This window comes from Bradyrhizobium sp. JYMT SZCCT0428 (genome assembly GCF_018131075.1).
Taxonomy (GTDB): Bacteria; Pseudomonadota; Alphaproteobacteria; order Rhizobiales; family Xanthobacteraceae; genus Bradyrhizobium.
This window is the reverse complement of the sequence record NZ_JAFCLS010000012.1, coordinates 184772-200773: the sequence shown is the minus strand read 5'-3', so window position 1 is coordinate 200773 and position 16002 is coordinate 184772. Positions and strand designations below refer to the sequence as shown.

At 62.9% G+C, this 16002-nt stretch carries 8 protein-coding genes; 2 read left to right on the top strand and 6 right to left on the bottom strand.

Annotation, left to right across the window (positions count from 1 at the left end; genetic code table 11):
* Positions 1-286: 286 nt before the first annotated feature.
* The gene (gene ligD, locus JQ575_RS14935; RefSeq protein WP_212033997.1) at positions 287-2953 is read left to right on the top strand and encodes a DNA ligase D; all 2667 of its coding nucleotides are present in this window, start codon (positions 287-289) and stop codon (positions 2951-2953) included.
* Between the two features lie 134 nt (positions 2954-3087).
* Here ligD and JQ575_RS14930 read toward each other — a convergent pair whose 3' ends face one another.
* Positions 3088-3252 (bottom strand): DUF3309 family protein, encoded by a 165-nt coding sequence (locus tag JQ575_RS14930; RefSeq protein ID WP_192740124.1) that lies wholly within the window; start codon positions 3250-3252, stop codon positions 3088-3090.
* A gap of 164 nt (positions 3253-3416) precedes the next feature.
* On the opposite strand from JQ575_RS14930, the gene JQ575_RS14925 reads away from it, so the two are divergent.
* Positions 3417-3728 (top strand): polyhydroxyalkanoic acid system family protein, encoded by a 312-nt coding sequence (locus JQ575_RS14925; protein ID WP_212033995.1) that lies wholly within the window; start codon positions 3417-3419, stop codon positions 3726-3728.
* Here JQ575_RS14925 and treY read toward each other — a convergent pair.
* Genes treY through treS form a run of 5 tightly spaced genes read right to left on the bottom strand, consistent with a single transcriptional unit; the run spans position 3725 to position 15792 of the window.
* Complete coding sequence (gene treY / locus JQ575_RS14920; RefSeq protein WP_212033994.1) at positions 3725-6520, bottom strand: malto-oligosyltrehalose synthase; 2796 nt, start codon at positions 6518-6520, stop codon at positions 3725-3727. The two genes, JQ575_RS14925 and treY, sit on opposite strands and share 4 nt — an antisense overlap.
* A 4-nt stretch (positions 6521-6524) precedes the next feature.
* Positions 6525-8282 carry a malto-oligosyltrehalose trehalohydrolase gene (gene treZ / locus JQ575_RS14915; RefSeq protein WP_212033992.1) on the bottom strand — a complete coding sequence of 586 codons (1758 nt, stop codon included), beginning with the start codon at positions 8280-8282 and terminating at the stop codon, positions 6525-6527.
* A complete protein-coding gene (gene glgX, locus JQ575_RS14910; RefSeq protein ID WP_212033990.1) occupies positions 8279-10354 on the bottom strand; it encodes a glycogen debranching protein GlgX in 2076 nt (691 codons plus the stop codon). The genes treZ and glgX overlap by 4 nt, the downstream gene beginning before the upstream one ends.
* A 3-nt stretch (positions 10355-10357) precedes the next feature.
* Positions 10358-12505, bottom strand: coding sequence for a 1,4-alpha-glucan branching protein GlgB (glgB, locus tag JQ575_RS14905; RefSeq protein ID WP_212033988.1), 2148 nt, complete (start codon positions 12503-12505; stop codon positions 10358-10360).
* The gene (gene treS / locus JQ575_RS14900) at positions 12502-15792 is read right to left on the bottom strand and encodes a maltose alpha-D-glucosyltransferase (protein WP_212034008.1); all 3291 of its coding nucleotides are present in this window, start codon (positions 15790-15792) and stop codon (positions 12502-12504) included. Before treS ends, glgB begins: the two co-directional genes overlap by 4 nt.
* Between the last annotated feature and the right edge of the window lie 210 nt (positions 15793-16002).

Sequence of the window (16002 nt, the reverse complement as noted above, 5' to 3'; positions counted from 1 at the left end):
AACGACCTCCCATAAACCCCGCAACGCCCGCCTCGATCGCCTCATCTTAATCGAGGCACCAAGACTTACGACCCATACTCCGCGGCCCCTATTGTTGAAAAAGAAAGATAACGACTACGGTGCTAAACAATTGCCGCCGGTGGCTATGGGTCCCGGCTCAAGGCCGGGACGACGCGTTGATGGAGCTCAGGCCGCATCTGGCGGGCTTTGGTTTCGGAACTTCAACGGTTACCATGGGTTTTGGATAACGCGTCGCCTCGCAGGGCGCCGGATGTGAGGCTTGACCGTGTCCCTACGAAACCTGACCACCTACCGGAAAAAACGCGATTTCGAAAAGACCAGCGAGCCCTCCGGCGACGTCAAGGTGGCGCCGTCGAAGCAGCGGCGGTTCGTGATCCAGAAGCATGACGCGACCCGGCTGCATTACGATCTCCGCCTGGAGTTCGACGGCGTCTTCAAATCGTGGGCCGTGACGCGCGGTCCTTCGCTCGATCCGCGCGACAAGCGGCTCGCGGTCGAGGTCGAGGACCATCCGCTCGATTACGGCGATTTCGAAGGCACCATTCCCGATGACCAGTATGGCGGCGGCACCGTGCAACTCTGGGATCGCGGCTATTGGGAATCCGATGATCCCGATCGCGGCTTCAAGAAGGGCGACCTGAAATTCAACCTGCACGGCGAGAAGCTGCATGGCAGCTGGGTGCTGGTGCGCATGAAGGGCGACCGCTATGGCGGCAAGCGCACCAACTGGCTGCTGATCAAGCACCGCGACGAATTCGTGAGGGAAGGCGACGCCAACGACATCCTCGACGATGACAGATCGGTCGCGTCGGGCCGCTCGATGGATCAGATCGCGACAGGCAAGGGAAGGGCGCCAAAGCCGTTCATGCTGGCGAAGGGCGGCAAGACCAAAGCCGATGCGGTGTGGAATTCCAACCGCGGCGAGGCGGCGGAAGCGCGGGCGCAGGGAAAAACACCTATCAGGACATCGATCGCGCGGTCCGCCCCTCCAACGAAGGCGCGCGCCGCGGCCAAGACTAAGGCGGCCAAGGCTAAGAAAGTCGATGCGATGCCGGATTTCGTCGCGCCGCAACTTTGCGCCTCGGCCGAAAGCCCACCCAATTCGGACGGCTGGTGCCACGAGATCAAATTCGACGGCTACCGCATGCAATTGCGGGTCGAGGATGGCGACGCCGTCCTGAAAACCCGTAAAGCACTGGACTGGACCGAAAAGTTCGGCGCCATTGCCAAGGAGGCGACATCGCTGTCGGATGTGCTGATCGACGGCGAAATCGCCGCGCTCGATCACCATGGCGTGCCGCATTTCTCGACGCTGCAGGCCGCGATCTCCGACGGCAAAACCGGCGCGCTGATCTTCTTCGCATTCGATCTGCTGTTCGCCGGCGGTGAGGATCTACGCGGCCTGCCGCTCGGCGAGCGCAAGGCGCGTTTGAGGAAGCTGCTCGAAGCCCGAAAGGGCAAGGGTCGCCTGATTCAGTATGTCGAGCATTTCGAGGAAAACGGCGCTTCCATCCTGGAAGCCGCCAACAAACTGGCGCTCGAAGGGATCATCTCCAAGAAGCTGGATGCGCCGTATCGATCCGGGCGGTCCGAAAGCTGGACCAAATCCAAGACGCGAGCTGGCCACGAGGTGGTGCTGGGCGGCTGGAAGACCACCAACGGCAAATTCCGCTCGCTGATGGCGGGCGTCTATCGCGACGGTCATCTCGCCTTTGTCGGCCTCGTCGGCACCGGCTTTGGCGCGGATACGGTCCGGCGCATCATGCCGGCGCTGAAGGCGGCCGCTTCCGACGAGAACCCATTCAGCGGCAAGGACGCGCCGAAGAAGACCCGCGACGTGCATTGGCTGAAGCCGGAGCTGGTCGCCGAGATCGAGTTCGCGGGGTGGACCGATGGCGGCAACATCAGGCAGGCGGCGTTCAAGGGGCTGCGGCAGGACAAGCCGGCGAATGAGGTTGAAGCGGAGAGGCCTGTCATGACCAAGGTGACAAAACCTTTGATCAGGTCCGGCAAGTCGTCGGCCAGCAAATCCGCTGAGGTGATGGGCGTCGTTATCTCAAAACCCGACAAGGCGCTGTGGCCCGACGGTGGGGACGGCAAGGGCGTAACCAAGCTCGATCTTGCGCGTTACTTCGAGGCGGTCGGTGAATGGATGATCGGTTATCTCAAGGGGCGGCCGTGCTCGGTGGTTCGCGCGCCCGATGGCATCAAGGGAGAAACGTTCTTTCAGCGCCATGGCATGCCGGGCAAGTCGGAGCTGCTCGAACTCGTCAACGTGTCGGGAGATCGCAAGCCATATTTGCAGATCGATCGCATCGAGGGCCTGGCCGCCGTCGCACAGAGCGGCGGGCTGGAGCTGCATCCCTGGAATTGCGCGCCTGACGCGCCCGATGTGCCGGGCCGGCTGGTGTTCGATCTCGATCCCGCACCCAATGTCGGGTTTGCCGACGTGATCGAGGCTGCCAAGGAGATGCGGCATCGGCTGGCCGCCGTGGGCCTCGAGAGCTTCTGCAAGACCACCGGCGGCAAGGGACTGCACGTGGTGACGCCGTTACTTCACGGGCCTAAGGACAAGGTGACGTGGAAAGAGGCCAAGGCGTTCGCGCAGGGCGTTTGCCAGTGGATGGCGAACGACGATCCCGAGCGCTATCTGCTCAATATGTCGAAGAAGCAGCGCCAGGGAAAGATCTTCCTCGACTATCTGCGCAATGACCGGATGGCGACCGCGGTCGCCGTGCTGTCGCCCCGCGCGCGCGAAGGCGCCACGGTGTCAATGCCGCTGACCTGGGCGCAGGTGCGCGGCGATCTCGATCCAAAGAAATACACCGTGCGCACGGTGCCGGCGTTGCTGGCCAAAACCAAGGCATGGCAGGGCTATGATGAGGCGGCGGCGTCGATCAAGGGGGCGATGAAGAAGCTGGCGGGGCAGTGATGGAGGGCCGCGAACACAGCCAAGTCGTCATGCCCGGCCTTGTGCCGGGCATCCACGTCTTTACTCGATCGCGCCAAAGGACGTGGATGGCCGGGACAAGCCCGGCCATGACGGAAAATCTCTTTACTCAGAGCTCACAGCTTCCCGAGCAGCAACAATATCAGCAGTATCACGATCACCAGGCCGAGGCCGCCGCCGCCGTAATAGCCGGTGCCGTAGAACGGTCCGCCGCCGATGCCGCTAAAGCCGCCGAGAAGGGCGATGATAAGAATGATCAGGATGATTGTTCCGAGTGACATGTAGTTCTCCTCAGCCCGGCATTGGGCGCCTGTACGTAGCCCTCAACCGGAAAACAAACGGCGCCTGTGAAAGTTCCGTCTATTGCAGTGCATATATCGGGCTTGCCTCTTCCTTTCGCGCGGAACGGAATTACATCGACAAGATCAGACCTGAGGATTTTCCGATGTCCGCACCGCTCGTCGTTTCGATTCCGCACAGCCTCGGCCGCGAGGAAGCGATGCGCCGCCTCAAAACAGGTTTATCGCGCGCGGCGTCGAGCGTGCCGGTGCTGAGCGTCGATGAGGAGCGATGGGAAGACAACCGCATGATCTTTCGCGTCCGCGCGCTCGGGCAGGCCGCTGCCGGGCATGTCGATGTCGCCGACGATCATGTGAAGGTAGAGGTCGTGTTGCCATGGCTGCTGCAGCGTTTTGCCGAAGTGGCGCAGGCCGCGATCCGGAGCCGCGGCAATCTGTTGCTGACCAAGAAGAACTAGGGCGTTGGCATCAGGCGCCTGCGCTTTGGCGCACGCTGCACCGCGCCGTAATATCTGGCTTTCAGCACGGCCACGGGCAGGTGCCCCAACAGGTCGGAAATCCGCAATTGCGAGGCATCGGCGTCGGCAAATCCTTCCGCCGAATAGCCGCCGACATCGAGGGTGGCATCATAGCTTTCCGCACGGGGCCACGCCCGGCCAGTCTCGGAGAACGCGGCGAACGATTTCGTGACGACGACGATTGCGGCCTCGCGGCCACGACGGCGGGCAAAGGCGATAAAGTGGTCGCGATGAGGTCCGCTGATATCCAGTGGCTGATAATCGCCGTTCGTGAAGACATCGGCGAGCTCGGTGCGCAATTTGAGGAGATGCCGCGTCCAGGCCAGTTTCAACTTGCCGCTCGGCCAATCCTGCACCAACTGGTCCCAGTCCGGTGTCTGCAGTGAAGCGAGCAGGTCGGCACGTTTGGCAAAGTCGACCGGCCGCCGGTTGTCGGGATCGACCAGCGAGAAATCCCAAAGCTCGGTCCCCTGATAGAAATCGGGTACGCCCGGCATCGTTGCCTTGAGCGTGATCTGGCTCAGTGAGTTCAGGGCGCCCAATAGCGATACGCGCCGCGCCAGCGCATCAAGCGCGTCCAGAAACTCGGCGGAAATGGAGCGGTCCAGAATGCGCTCGATGAAGGTCTTCAGTCCCGCCTCATAGGCGTCGTGCGGATTGAGCCAGCTGGTCTCCTCCTTGCCCTCGCGCGCCGCCTTCAGCGCATAGGCCTGCATCCGCTCCAGGAACGCCTCGTCGTCCGGCTGCCAAGCGCCCAGCAGGGCCTGATAGAGCATGTATTCGAACGTCGCCGACGGCGCGCGCATCTCGCCGTCGATGACCAGATGAGGCGCGTTGAGAACCTTCCACCGCGCCACGGCGCTGGTCCACTCGCCGTGGATCTCGGACAACGCCATGATCCGGGCGCGGGCGTCCTCGCCCCGCTTGGTGTCATGGGTTGCGGTCGCGGTCATGCCATGCGGCCATTCCCGGGCGCGCGTCTGCATGAGCTGATGAAAATCATCGACAGCGAGCGCCCCGGCAGATGGGTCGCCGCCGACCTCGTTGAGTGCAAGCAGGCGGTGGTAGCGATAGAACGTGGTGTCCTCGAGCGATTTCGCCATCATCGGCCCGGTGAATTGCTGCACCTTCAGCGCAAACCGCCGTACGCGCGGTGCGCTGTGTGGCGGCCGGCCAGGCTTGAGCAGGTCCATGGTCAGGGTGTCGCGCAGGAATTCGAAAATGCCGTCATCGGCGGCGAACCAGTCGGCGCGTGCCTTCGCGATGGTTTGCGAGATCAGCGCGCGGTCATGGGCGTTCGGACCCGACGATGTCAGATAGGTTCGGTAGACCGGGAAATGCAACACATAGAGTTCCAGCGCCTGCCGCAGGCTGTCGGCGGAATAGTCACGTGTCGAGTAGTGTCCGCTGGCGATGCGCGCCAGGAGGCGCGTCAGCACCGTGAATTCGCTGGTCAGCAGGGTTTCGAGCACCCGGCGCTTGGCCTCCTTCAGGATCGGCTCGAGTTTCGGCGACTGGCTGCTGATCTGGCGGAAGATTTCGCTGAGCGGTTCGAGGCCATTGCCGTCGACCAGCGCTTGCGTGATCGTGTTCATCCACTCGTAGCCGGTGGTGCCGTGAACCCCGGTGAAGGAAGGCAACCTCTCGTCTTCGCCGAGAATCTTCTCGATCACCAGATAGAATGGCTTGGCACCCTGTGCGCCGCGGATCAGCCGGCGCAGGCGTTGAAAGTATTGGACGGGATCGCGCAGGCCGTCGATGTGGTCGAGCCGCAGGCCCTGCAGCTTTCCTTCCGCGACCAGACGTCTCACGAGTTGATGGATGGCCTCAAAGGTGCCGGCGTCCTCGACGCGCAATCCCGCGAGCGAATTGACGTCGAAGAAGCGGCGATAGTTGATGTCGCTGGAGGCAAGCCGCCAGTGCCCGAGCTTGTAGTGCTGGCGTTCGAGAAGGTGATGTAGCGCCAGCGTCTGGGCGGGACGATCCGGTCCGGGGCGATAGGCGTCGATCCCGTGCGCGATGGCCTCAGTGCTTCCAGCGATCGCCCGTAGCCCCGCCTTGAACGTCGGGGCTTCCTTCCGGTTGGGGCGGCGCAGCCCGTGGTAGCGCGCGGCGAGGGCGAGGATGTCCTTGCCGGCTGGACGATCTTCGGCGCCTGCTTCTCTGATGACGGTTCGCAGGATTTCGCTGTAGCGCTCGGGTGCGATCGGCAGCCGGTGCTCGAAATACCATGCCGAGAAGCTGCCTTCGCTCGCATCATAACGCAGTTCGATCTCGCCGCCTTCCAGCGCCTGACCATAGGATGAACCGATGATCGGAAGCAGCACGCCGCCACGCGCGCGATACGGCAGCAGCTCCCAGTCGATGTCGAAGGATGCCGCGTGCGGCGAGGCCTGGCCCCATTCCAGCACGTCGATCCACCACGGATTGTCCGCAAAGTGCACCCCGACATGGTTGGGTACGAAGTCGAGGATCAGTCCGAGATCGTATTTCCGCAGCGCCGCGCTCAACCGCTCGAAGCCGGCTTCACCGCCGAGTTCGGGATTGAACCTTGTGTGATCGGTGATGTCGTAACCATGCGTGCTGCCCTTGCGCGCCGTCATGAAGGGCGAAGCGTAGAGATGCGTGATCCCGAGGGCCGCAAGATAGGGGACGACGGAAGCGGCCGCGTCGAAATCGAAATCCGCCGAAAGCTGCAGGCGGTAGGTCGCGATCGGGATCGCCGGGGGCATTTTCCTATCCGATGCGCCAGTGCACCGACCATGGCGGGACGCGCTCTCCCAACTCGCTGCCCCAGATCAGGGTTCCCTTGAATTCACCCGCAGTATTGGCGATCTCGAGGTCCGACAGGTTGGCGAGCAGGCGAAGCGTGGCGCCATCGCCCATGCGCCAGCTGGCCGTCATCAGGCCATTGCTGGCGGCCTTTGCATCGCCGAACGCCGCGCCTGCGAGGCGCGGCACAATCTCCCGCCTGCGGATCGCCAGCATCTGCTGCACCATCGACTGCCGTCGTTGCGCCGCCGGCGCGGCACGTTCATTCCAGTCGAGGACAGCCGATTGGAAGGTGGACGGCGCCAACGCGTCGGGGACCTCGTCGTCATACTCGGCATAGGCCCAGGCGTATTCGCTGCGGCGGCCCTTGCGGACCGCGTCCGCCAGTCCGCCCTTGAAGTCACAGAAGAATGGGAAGGGAGTTTTCGAGCCCCATTCCTCCCCCATGAACAGCATCGGGATCGCTGGGGCCAACAGCATGACGGCGAGGGCCGCTTCGATCGCTCTAGGATCCGCCACCGCTTCGAGCCGGTCGCCAAAGGCGCGGTTGCCGACCTGGTCGTGGTTCTGCAGGAAATTGATGAAGGCCGTCGGCGCGAGCTTTCCGCTCGGTTCGCCGCGCCTGCCGCCGCGAAATTCCGACATTTCGCCCTGGTAGACAAACCCTGAGGATAGCGATCTGGCGATGTCGCCCAGCGGCGAGCGCTGATAGTCGCAATAATATCCCTGCTTCTCGCGGGTCATCAGCACGCGCCAGGCGTGATGATAATCATCGTTCCACTGCGCGCGATATTTGCCGCGCGGCGGGTCCTGCGCAGCGTCCAGGATGCTGGCGCGGTTGTCGCCGTTTTCCAGCACGAGATGAATGTGCCGCCCGGTTGCCGCGGCGAGCTGGCCCACCGCCGCGCTGAGATCGTGTAGCAGCGAGAGCCCACCGGGCTCAACGATGCTGTTCACCGCATCCAGCCGTAATCCATCGAAGCGGTAGTCGCTCAGCCAATGCAGCGCATTCTCGATCGCAAAAGCGCGCACTTGCGGCACGCGGTAATCGATCGCGCTGCCCCACGGGGTGTGGGCTTCCGTAAAAAACCCCGGCGCGTAACGGCCGAGATAATTTCCCTCGGGACCGAAATGGTTATAGACCACGTCGAGAAACACCATCAGGCCGCGCAGATGCGCCTCGTCGATCAGCGCCTTGAGATCCTCAGGCCGGCCATAGGCGCTGTCGGGCGCGTACCACAGCACGCCGTCATACCCCCAGTTGCGGCTGCCGGCGAAGTCCGCCAGCGGCAGCAATTCCAGCGCGGTGATGCCGGTCTGCACGAGATGATCGAGCCTGCCGATCATGGCGCGGTAGCTGCCGTCCTGCGTGAAGGTTCCGACATGAGCCTCGATGATGACGGCTTCCTGCCAGAACCGCCCGCGCCACTCCGTCGCGCGCCAGGAGAAGGCGGCGTGGTCGATCACCTCGCTCGGACCGAAGACGTCTTCGGGCTGAAAATCGGCGGCGGGGTCGGGGACATCGATCTCGTCGTCGATGCGGAATTTGTAGCGGGCGCCCGATTTCGCGCCGGAGATATTGGTGGAAAACCACCCATCGTCGCCGCGCTGCATCGCATGGGGTTGTTGCAGCAGCAGATCGACGCGCTTGGCCGCCGGCGCCCACAGGCGAAAGCGCGTGCCGTCTTTCGTCAGCTTGGGGCCAAATTGTCGGTCATTCATGCTGAGCCCGCAAAGGCGAGCACCGAGCGCGGCGGTGCCTTCAGGTCGGCGCCCGCGGCGAAGTCGGCCGTCGCTTGTGCGATTTCGGTGGTATTCAGCACCCGCTGCCAGCTCTTGTATTTGCTCATCTTGGGCAATCTGAATGCGATCTCTTCGGGGGCGGCGTTCAGAACGATAAAGATCGGCGCCTGTCCTTGTTCCATCGGTCCGAGCACATAGGCGAGGAATCGTCCTTCCGGAAACTTCCAATCGGATTCCTTCATTTCCTCGGCCGCCGGCGTCAGCCACAGCACGCCGTAGGAGCCGTCGGCGCGACGGCCGTCGAGCCAGCGCTGGCAGCGGATCTGGCCGAACCGCCGGCGCAGGGCGGTTAGATGGCCGATGAAATCGGTGAGGTCCTCGCCTTCCTTGCCGAGGTTTTCCCAACCAACCCAGCCGATCTCGTTGTCCTGGCAATAGGCGTTGTTGTTGCCGCTTTGCGAGTTGCCGACCTCATCGCCGGCCAGCATCAGCGGCGTGCCCTGCGCTAGCATCAGGCACGCCAGCTGGTTCTTGCGGAGCTGGCGGCGCAACGCGATGATCGCAACGTCGTCGGTCGGGCCTTCATGCCCGCAATTGTTGCTGTCGTTGTGGCTGGAGCCGTCGCGGTTGTCTTCGCCGTTGGCCTCGTTGTGCTTCTCGTTGTAGCTGAACAGATCCGCCAGCGTGAAGCCGTCATGAACGGTGATGTGATTGATGCCGGCGCGCGGGGCGCGATTGTCATGGTGAAACAGGTCTGAGGAGGCGGTCATGCGGCTCGATATTTCGCCGATCAGGCTGCCTTCGCCGCTCCAGTAGCGCCGCATCGCGCTGCGGTATCGGTCGTTCCATTCCGACCATTGTGACGGGAACGCGCCGACCTGATAGCCGCCCAAACCGAGATCCCAGGGTTCGGCGACCATTTTGACGGTTGCCAGCACCGGATCCTGCCGCACGGCGGTGAGGAAGGCGGCGTTGCGGTCGTAACCGTTCGGCCCGCGCGCCAGCGTGGTGGCGAGATCGAAGCGGAAGCCGTCGACGTGGCAGACCTCGACCCAGTAGCGCAGCGAATCCATCACCATTTGCAGCACGCGCGGATGGGTCAGATTGACCGAACTGCCGCAGCCGGTGAAGTCGTCATAGAAGCGCCGATTGTCCGGCTTGAGCCAGTAATAGGACGCATTGTCGATGCCGCGAAACGATAGCGTCGGGCCGAGATGATTGCCTTCGGCGGTGTGATTGTAGACGACGTCGAGCATCACCTCGATGCCGGCATCGTGCAACCGCGCCACCGTGGTGCGGAACGCATCGAGCGGATTGTCCTGCGCGTAGCGCCCTTCGGGCGCGAAGAACGCCAATGTGTTGTAGCCCCAGTAATTCGCCAGCTTCTTTTCGACCAGCACGCGGTCGTCGATCAGCCCGTGGACCGGCAGCAATTCGATGGTGGTGACGCCAAGGCGCTTGAGATGATCGATCATCGCAGGCGAGGCGAGCCCGCTATAGGTACCGCGCAGGCCCGGCGGGACGTCGTCGCGCTTCTGCGTCAGGCCCTTGACGTGGGCCTCGTAGATGATGGTGTCTTCCCAGGAAATGTTGGGGCGCATCTCGCGGCGGCCCCAATTGAAGGTCTCGTCGACGACGACCGCCTTGGGCATGCCGCGGGCGTTGTCACGCCGGTCGAAGGAGAGGTCCTCGCGCGAACTGCCGGCCCGATAGCCGAAATGCGCGTCGCTCCAGACCAGCCGGCCGGCCAGCCGCCTTGCATAGGGATCGAGCAGCAGCTTGTTGGCGTTGAAGCGGTGCCCGTGTTCGGGATGGTAGGGCCCGTGGACCCGATAGCCGTAGAGCTGCCCGGGCGAGACGTCGTTGAGATAGCCGTGCCAGACATCTTCGGTACGCTCGGGCAATTCGATGCGCTCGAGTTCGCGGCGGCCCTGGCCGTCGAACAGGCAGAGTTCGACCTTCTCTGCGTTGGCCGAGAACAGCGCAAAATTGGTGCCTCTTCCGTCCCAGCTTGCGCCGAGGCGTGAGGGCGTTCCCGCGGTCAGGCGCATGCGTCAGCTTTCCGGTACGAGAAAGATCGCGGCCAGCGGCGGAATGGTCAGGTTGAGTTCGGGGATGTTGCCCTCCAGCGTCCGGACCTCGCCGATATTGCCGACATTGCTGCCGCCATAATGCGCGGAGTCCGAATTGAACACTTCTTTCCATTTGCCGGCAAACGGCACACGTACCCGGTAATCGTAGTAGACGTTGGGCGAAAAGTTCACGACCACGAGGCAGCGCGCGCGCGCATCAAGGCCCTTGCGGACCCATGCAAAGACGTTGCCGCCGGAATCATGGGTGATCACCCATTCGAAGCCCGGCTGACTGCAATCCAGCTCATGCAGCGCCGGCACCGTGCGATAGAGGTGGTTGAGGTCGCGGACCAGGCTGTGGATGCCGGCATGCCTTGGTTGTTGTAGCAGGTGCCAATCCAGCGAGTGATCGTGATCCCACTCGCGCTCCTGGCCGAATTCGCAGCCCATGAACATCAGCTTCTTGCCGGGATGGCCGAACATGAAGCTGTAATAGGCGCGCAAATTCGCAAAACGCTGCCAGTCGTCGCCGGGCATCCGTCCCAGGATCGAGCGTTTGCCGTGCACGACTTCGTCATGCGACAGCGGCAGGATGAAGTTCTCCGAGAACGCATATTGCAGGCCGAACAGGATATCGCCGTGATGGAATTTGCGGTGGATCGGATCCTTGCCGATGTATTTCAGCGTGTCGTGCATCCAACCCATGTTCCACTTGTAGCCGAAGCCGAGCCCGCCATATTCGACCGGGCGGGACACTTGCGGCCATGCGGTGGATTCCTCCGCCGCGGTGGTGGCGTCCGGGAAGCGCCCGAACACTTCGGTGTTGAAGCGGCGCAGGAAGCCGATGGCTTCGAGATTTTCCCGCCCGCCATGCTGGTTCGGAACCCATTCGCCGGCAGGCCTCGAGTAGTCGAGATAGAGCATCGAGGCGACCGCATCGACGCGCAGCCCGTCGATGGCGTAGCGTTCCAGCCAGAACAGTGCGTTCGACACCAGGAAGTTCACCACTTCGGTGCGGCCGTAATTGTAGATCAGCGTGCCCCAGTCGAGATGGCGGCCCTGCAAGGGGTTGGCGTGTTCGTACAATGCGGTGCCGTCGAAATGGCCGAGGCCATGGGGATCGTCGGGGAAGTGTCCGGGCACCCAGTCGAGCAGCACGGCAATGCCCTCACGATGGAAGGCATCGACCATCGCGGCAAAATCCTCGGGCGTGCCGAACCGGCTGGTCGGTGCGAACATGCCGGTCGGTTGATAGCCCCACGAGCCGTCGAACGGATGTTCGCTGATGGGAAGAAGTTCGACATGGGTAAATCCGAGATCCCTGACATAGGCCGGAAGCTGCTCGCCGAGTTCGCGGTAGGTCAGCCACTCGTTGCTGCCCTTGCGCCGCCATGAGCCGAGATGAACCTCGTAAATCGACATCGGCGCGTTCAACGCATTCATTCCCGTCGGTGCCGGGCGCGGACGCGGCAGATTGGCCTGGTCGAAAACGATCGAGGCAGTCCTGGGACGCACTTCGGCGGCAAAGGCGACCGGATCGGACTTCAGCGGCAAATGTTGTCCGTTGGGTTCGATGATGTCGAACTTGTAGTGGTCGCCGACGCTGGCGTGGGGAATGAACAGCTCCCAATAGCCGACGCCGCGCACCCGCATCGGGTGCCGGCGCGGATTCCAGTAATTGAAATCGCCGACCACGCTGACGCCGCGGGCGTTCGGCGCCAGCACGACGAAGGCCACGCCCTCGACGCCTTCCAGCGTCATCGGATGGGCGCCGAGCTTGTCGTAGATACGCTGATGGGTGCCTTCGCCGAGCAGATAAAGGTCGAAGTCGCTCAGGACGGGCGGAAAGCGGTAGGGGTCGTCGAGTTCGACCAGTTTGTCGCCGAACCGGGCGCGCAATTGATAGCGCGTGGAGCCGTTCGGCAGCGCACCGGCAAACAGCCCGGCGTCATGGATCCGTACCAGCGGCGCCCGTTCACCATGTTCACCGATTGCCTCGACATTGGAGGCTTCGGGCAGGAACGCACGCACGATCTTGCGGCCGCCCTCGGTATGGAGACCGAGATAATGGAAGGGGTCGGTGTGATTGCCCTGGATGATCGCATAGGCCTCGGCGGGTAGCTTGGTCATAAGGCCTCAAGCGACTGTTGCGGCAAAATACGGAGCATTCCGGTCAAGGCCGTTCGTAGCCAATCCGGCCGGTAGGATAGTTCATATTCGATCTCGTAGCATGCCTTCTCCAGCAGGAAGAAGTTGAGCATCGACTCGGCGGCTTCAGGGTCGGCTGGCCAAAGGCGCTTGTTAACCATGGCTTCGCGATAGGCGGCCAGGAACGCGGCGGTCGCCCGATTGCGCCACTCGGCGAGCGCAGCCCCGAGCCTGCCGTTTTCATCGTGGGCTACCTTGAGCGCCCGCTCAAGGGCTGCAGTCGTCGAATAATCGATCGAACGGACCATGCTGGCGACGTCGCGCGCCGCGGGCGCCTTGCGCCGACGCTCGGCGATGGAGCGCCGCGGGTCGCCGTCGAAATCAACGATGAAGATGTCGTCCTTGACGATCAGCAGCCGGCCAAGATGGAAGTCGCCGTGATGGCGGATATTGAGCCCGGCGTTTTCCTGCGACAGCAGCGCCTTCAGCCGATCGGGTAGGCCGGATTGCTGGGCCAGTAGCTGATCGACCAGCGGACGATCCGCTTCTTTCAGCGTATCGCGTCGCTGCTTCAGCGTGTCGAAGACGCGCTCGACGCGGGCCAGGGTGTCGCCGTACCAGCGCTGGACATCTTCGTGCTTGATAGGCTCCGGCACGAAGTCGGGAAGCTCATTATTGCTGGCCAGTGCGACATGCATCTCGGCGACGCGCCGGCCGGCCTGCGACATGTAGCGCAGAAAAGAGACCTGATCCTCGCTTTCCCTGACACGCTCGCTTGCCGCCAGCAGGCGCTGCTCGTCGACGAAGCGGTCGAGATAGGCCGCGGTCACGGCCCAGGCGTCGCCCTGATTGGCGACGAAAGCATGCAGGACGCCGATAGCGTTTCGTTCGTCGCCATCGATCAGTTCAACGCTGCCGAGCAGCGCCGGCGTGTTGGCGAAGCCGGCGATCTCGGTCAGGAAGCGGCCCATCTCGATCTCGGGACTGATGCCGGCCTGCAGCGTGCGGTAAATCTTGACGACATAATCGTCATCCACCTGCGCAGTACTGTCGGCCCGCTCGGTCTCGATCGTGCGGATGTGTTCGGGCTGCTTGATCGCCTTGTCGGAGAAACGGCTGGTCGGCCGGAATTCCAGCTTCAAACCCTGCTCGCTTTCGTCGACGATCAGCGATTCCTTGAGGTTTCGCAGCAGGATCGCGATGAAAATCTGATCGTTGGCGACGTCGAGCAGCGTTCCTTCGCGGGCGCCCTGACGCACGGCCGCCAAGGCGCGCGGGTTGTAGCGCTCGCGGTCGAACCGCACCCATTCGATCTGCAACGGCAGCACGTAGCGCGTGGTGACGCCGCGTTGCGTCGACTTGAAGAAAGCGAGCCACGGCCGGTTGTCGCCGATATCGCAGAACGGGATCGCCGAAATCAGCGTCGGCTGGATTGCCTTGGCCGATCGCTCCGGGTACCAGCGCGTCCGCGCCAGATGCCCGGGCAGCACGTCGCGCTCGAACACGCCGCGGGTGCGCGCCAGCGATACCCAGGTCGCGCCCAGCGGCACCACCAGCGTTTCGAATTCGGGCACCGCCCGCTGCACCACCGGCTCGGACTTGTCGCGCTCCTGTAGCTCGAACCAGTAGAAGCCGTACGGCGCCAGCGTGATCATGTAGGGCAGTTCGCCGATCGCGGGGAAACGCGTGCGGCCGAGCATCTCCAGGGGAATCCGGTCCTTCCACGCCGAGAGATCGAGTTCGGTGGCCTGTGCGGAGCGCGACAAATTGGCGACGCAGAGAATGGCCTCGTCCTCGTACTGGCGCACATAGCAAAGCACCGAGCGATTTTCCGGGCGGATGAACGTCATGGTACCGCGGCCGAAAGCCAGCGTCGATTTGCGGACCGCGATCAGCCGTTTGGTGGCTGAAAGCAGCGACGACAGGCTGCGCGACTGCGCCTCGACGTTGACGGATTCATAGCCGTAGACGGGATCCATGATGGTGGGCGCGTAAAGCCGCGCCGGATCGGCGCGCGAGAACCCGCCATTGCGGTCCGGGCTCCATTGCATCGGCGTGCGCACGCCGTTGCGGTCGCCGAGATAGATGTTGTCGCCCATGCCGATTTCGTCGCCGTAATAGATGATCGGCGTGCCCGGGAACGACAGCAGCAGCGAATTCATCAGCTCGATCTTGCGCCGGTCGTTGTCCATCAGCGGCGCGAGGCGCCGGCGGATGCCGACATTGATGCGGGCGCGGGGGTCGTTGGCGTAGGTCGACCACAAATAATCGCGCTCGACGTCGGTGACCATTTCCAGCGTCAGTTCGTCATGGTTGCGCAGGAACAGCGCCCATTGGCAATTGCTCGGAATGTCGGGCGTCTGCCGCAGGATGTCGGTGATCGGAAAGCGGTCTTCTTGCGCGATCGCCATGTAGATCCGCGGCATCAGCGGGAAGTGATAGGCCATGTGGCATTCATCGCTGCGGCCGAAATATTCCTGCACGTCCTCGGGCCATTGGTTGGCCTCCGCCAGCAACACCTTGCCCTTGGCATAGGCGTCGAGCTCGATGCGCAGCCGCTTGATGATGGCGTGGGTCTCGGGCAGGTTCTCGTTGTTCGTGCCGTCGCGCTCGCACAGATAGGGAATCGCATCGAGACGGAAACCGTCGACGCCGGTATCGAGCCAGCGCTTCATCACCTTTACCAGCGCGCTGACCACGCGCGGATTGTCGAAATTGAGATCCGGCTGGTGCGCGAAGAAGCGATGCCAGTAGAACTGGCCGGCTTCCGGGTCCCAGGTCCAGTTCGACTTCTCGGTATCGGTGAAGATGATCCGCGTGCCCTGGTATTTCTGGTCGGTATCGCTCCAGACATACCAGTTGCGGGCGCTCGAATCCGGGCCGCTGCGCCGGGCGCGCTTGAACCAGTCGTGCTGGTCGGAGGTGTGATTGACGACGAGCTCAGTGATGACGCGCAGGCCGCGCCGCTTGGCTTCCTGGATGAAGCGCCGGAAATCCTTCATCGTCCCGAAATCGGGATTGATGTCGCCATAGTCGGCGATGTCGTAGCCGTCATCACGCCCGGGTGAGGGGTAGAACGGCAACAGCCACAATGTGGTGACGCCGAGGTCCTGCAGGTATCCCAGCTTCTCCGTCAGTCCTGCGAAATCGCCGATGCCGTCATTGTTGCTGTCGGCAAAGGCCTTGACGTGGAGCTGATAGATGATGGCATCCTTGTACCAAAGCTCATCGTCGCTGGACTCGACGGCTGGCACCTCGCTTGCATCGATCGCAAAGCTGCCGCCGTCATGCAGCGGATCGGCAGCATCGAATCGGAAGGAGACGCCGGCCTTGGTGCTTTCGCCGGTTTGGACTTTTTTGTTCACGGTGATGCCATAGCCATGGAAACGACGCCCCCATTCACTTGCGAGAAAGGAGACGTTCCGGAGATATGTAGAATGCCGCTCGGCCGACTTTGGTTCCCTTGGGAACCGATTGAG

Excerpts from the sequence above, each read along its gene's own strand:
- JQ575_RS14925 (WP_212033995.1), top strand. The coding sequence starts at position 3,417 with ATGTCCGCACCGCTCGTCGTTTCGATTCCGCACAGCCTCGGCCGCGAG.
- treZ (WP_212033992.1), bottom strand. The coding sequence starts at position 8,282 with ATGAATGACCGACAATTTGGCCCCAAGCTGACGAAAGACGGCACGCGC.
- glgX (WP_212033990.1), bottom strand. The coding sequence starts at position 10,354 with ATGCGCCTGACCGCGGGAACGCCCTCACGCCTCGGCGCAAGCTGGGAC.
- treY (WP_212033994.1), bottom strand. The coding sequence starts at position 6,520 with ATGCCCCCGGCGATCCCGATCGCGACCTACCGCCTGCAGCTTTCGGCG.
- JQ575_RS14930 (WP_192740124.1), bottom strand. The coding sequence starts at position 3,252 with ATGTCACTCGGAACAATCATCCTGATCATTCTTATCATCGCCCTTCTC.
- glgB (WP_212033988.1), bottom strand. The coding sequence starts at position 12,505 with ATGACCAAGCTACCCGCCGAGGCCTATGCGATCATCCAGGGCAATCAC.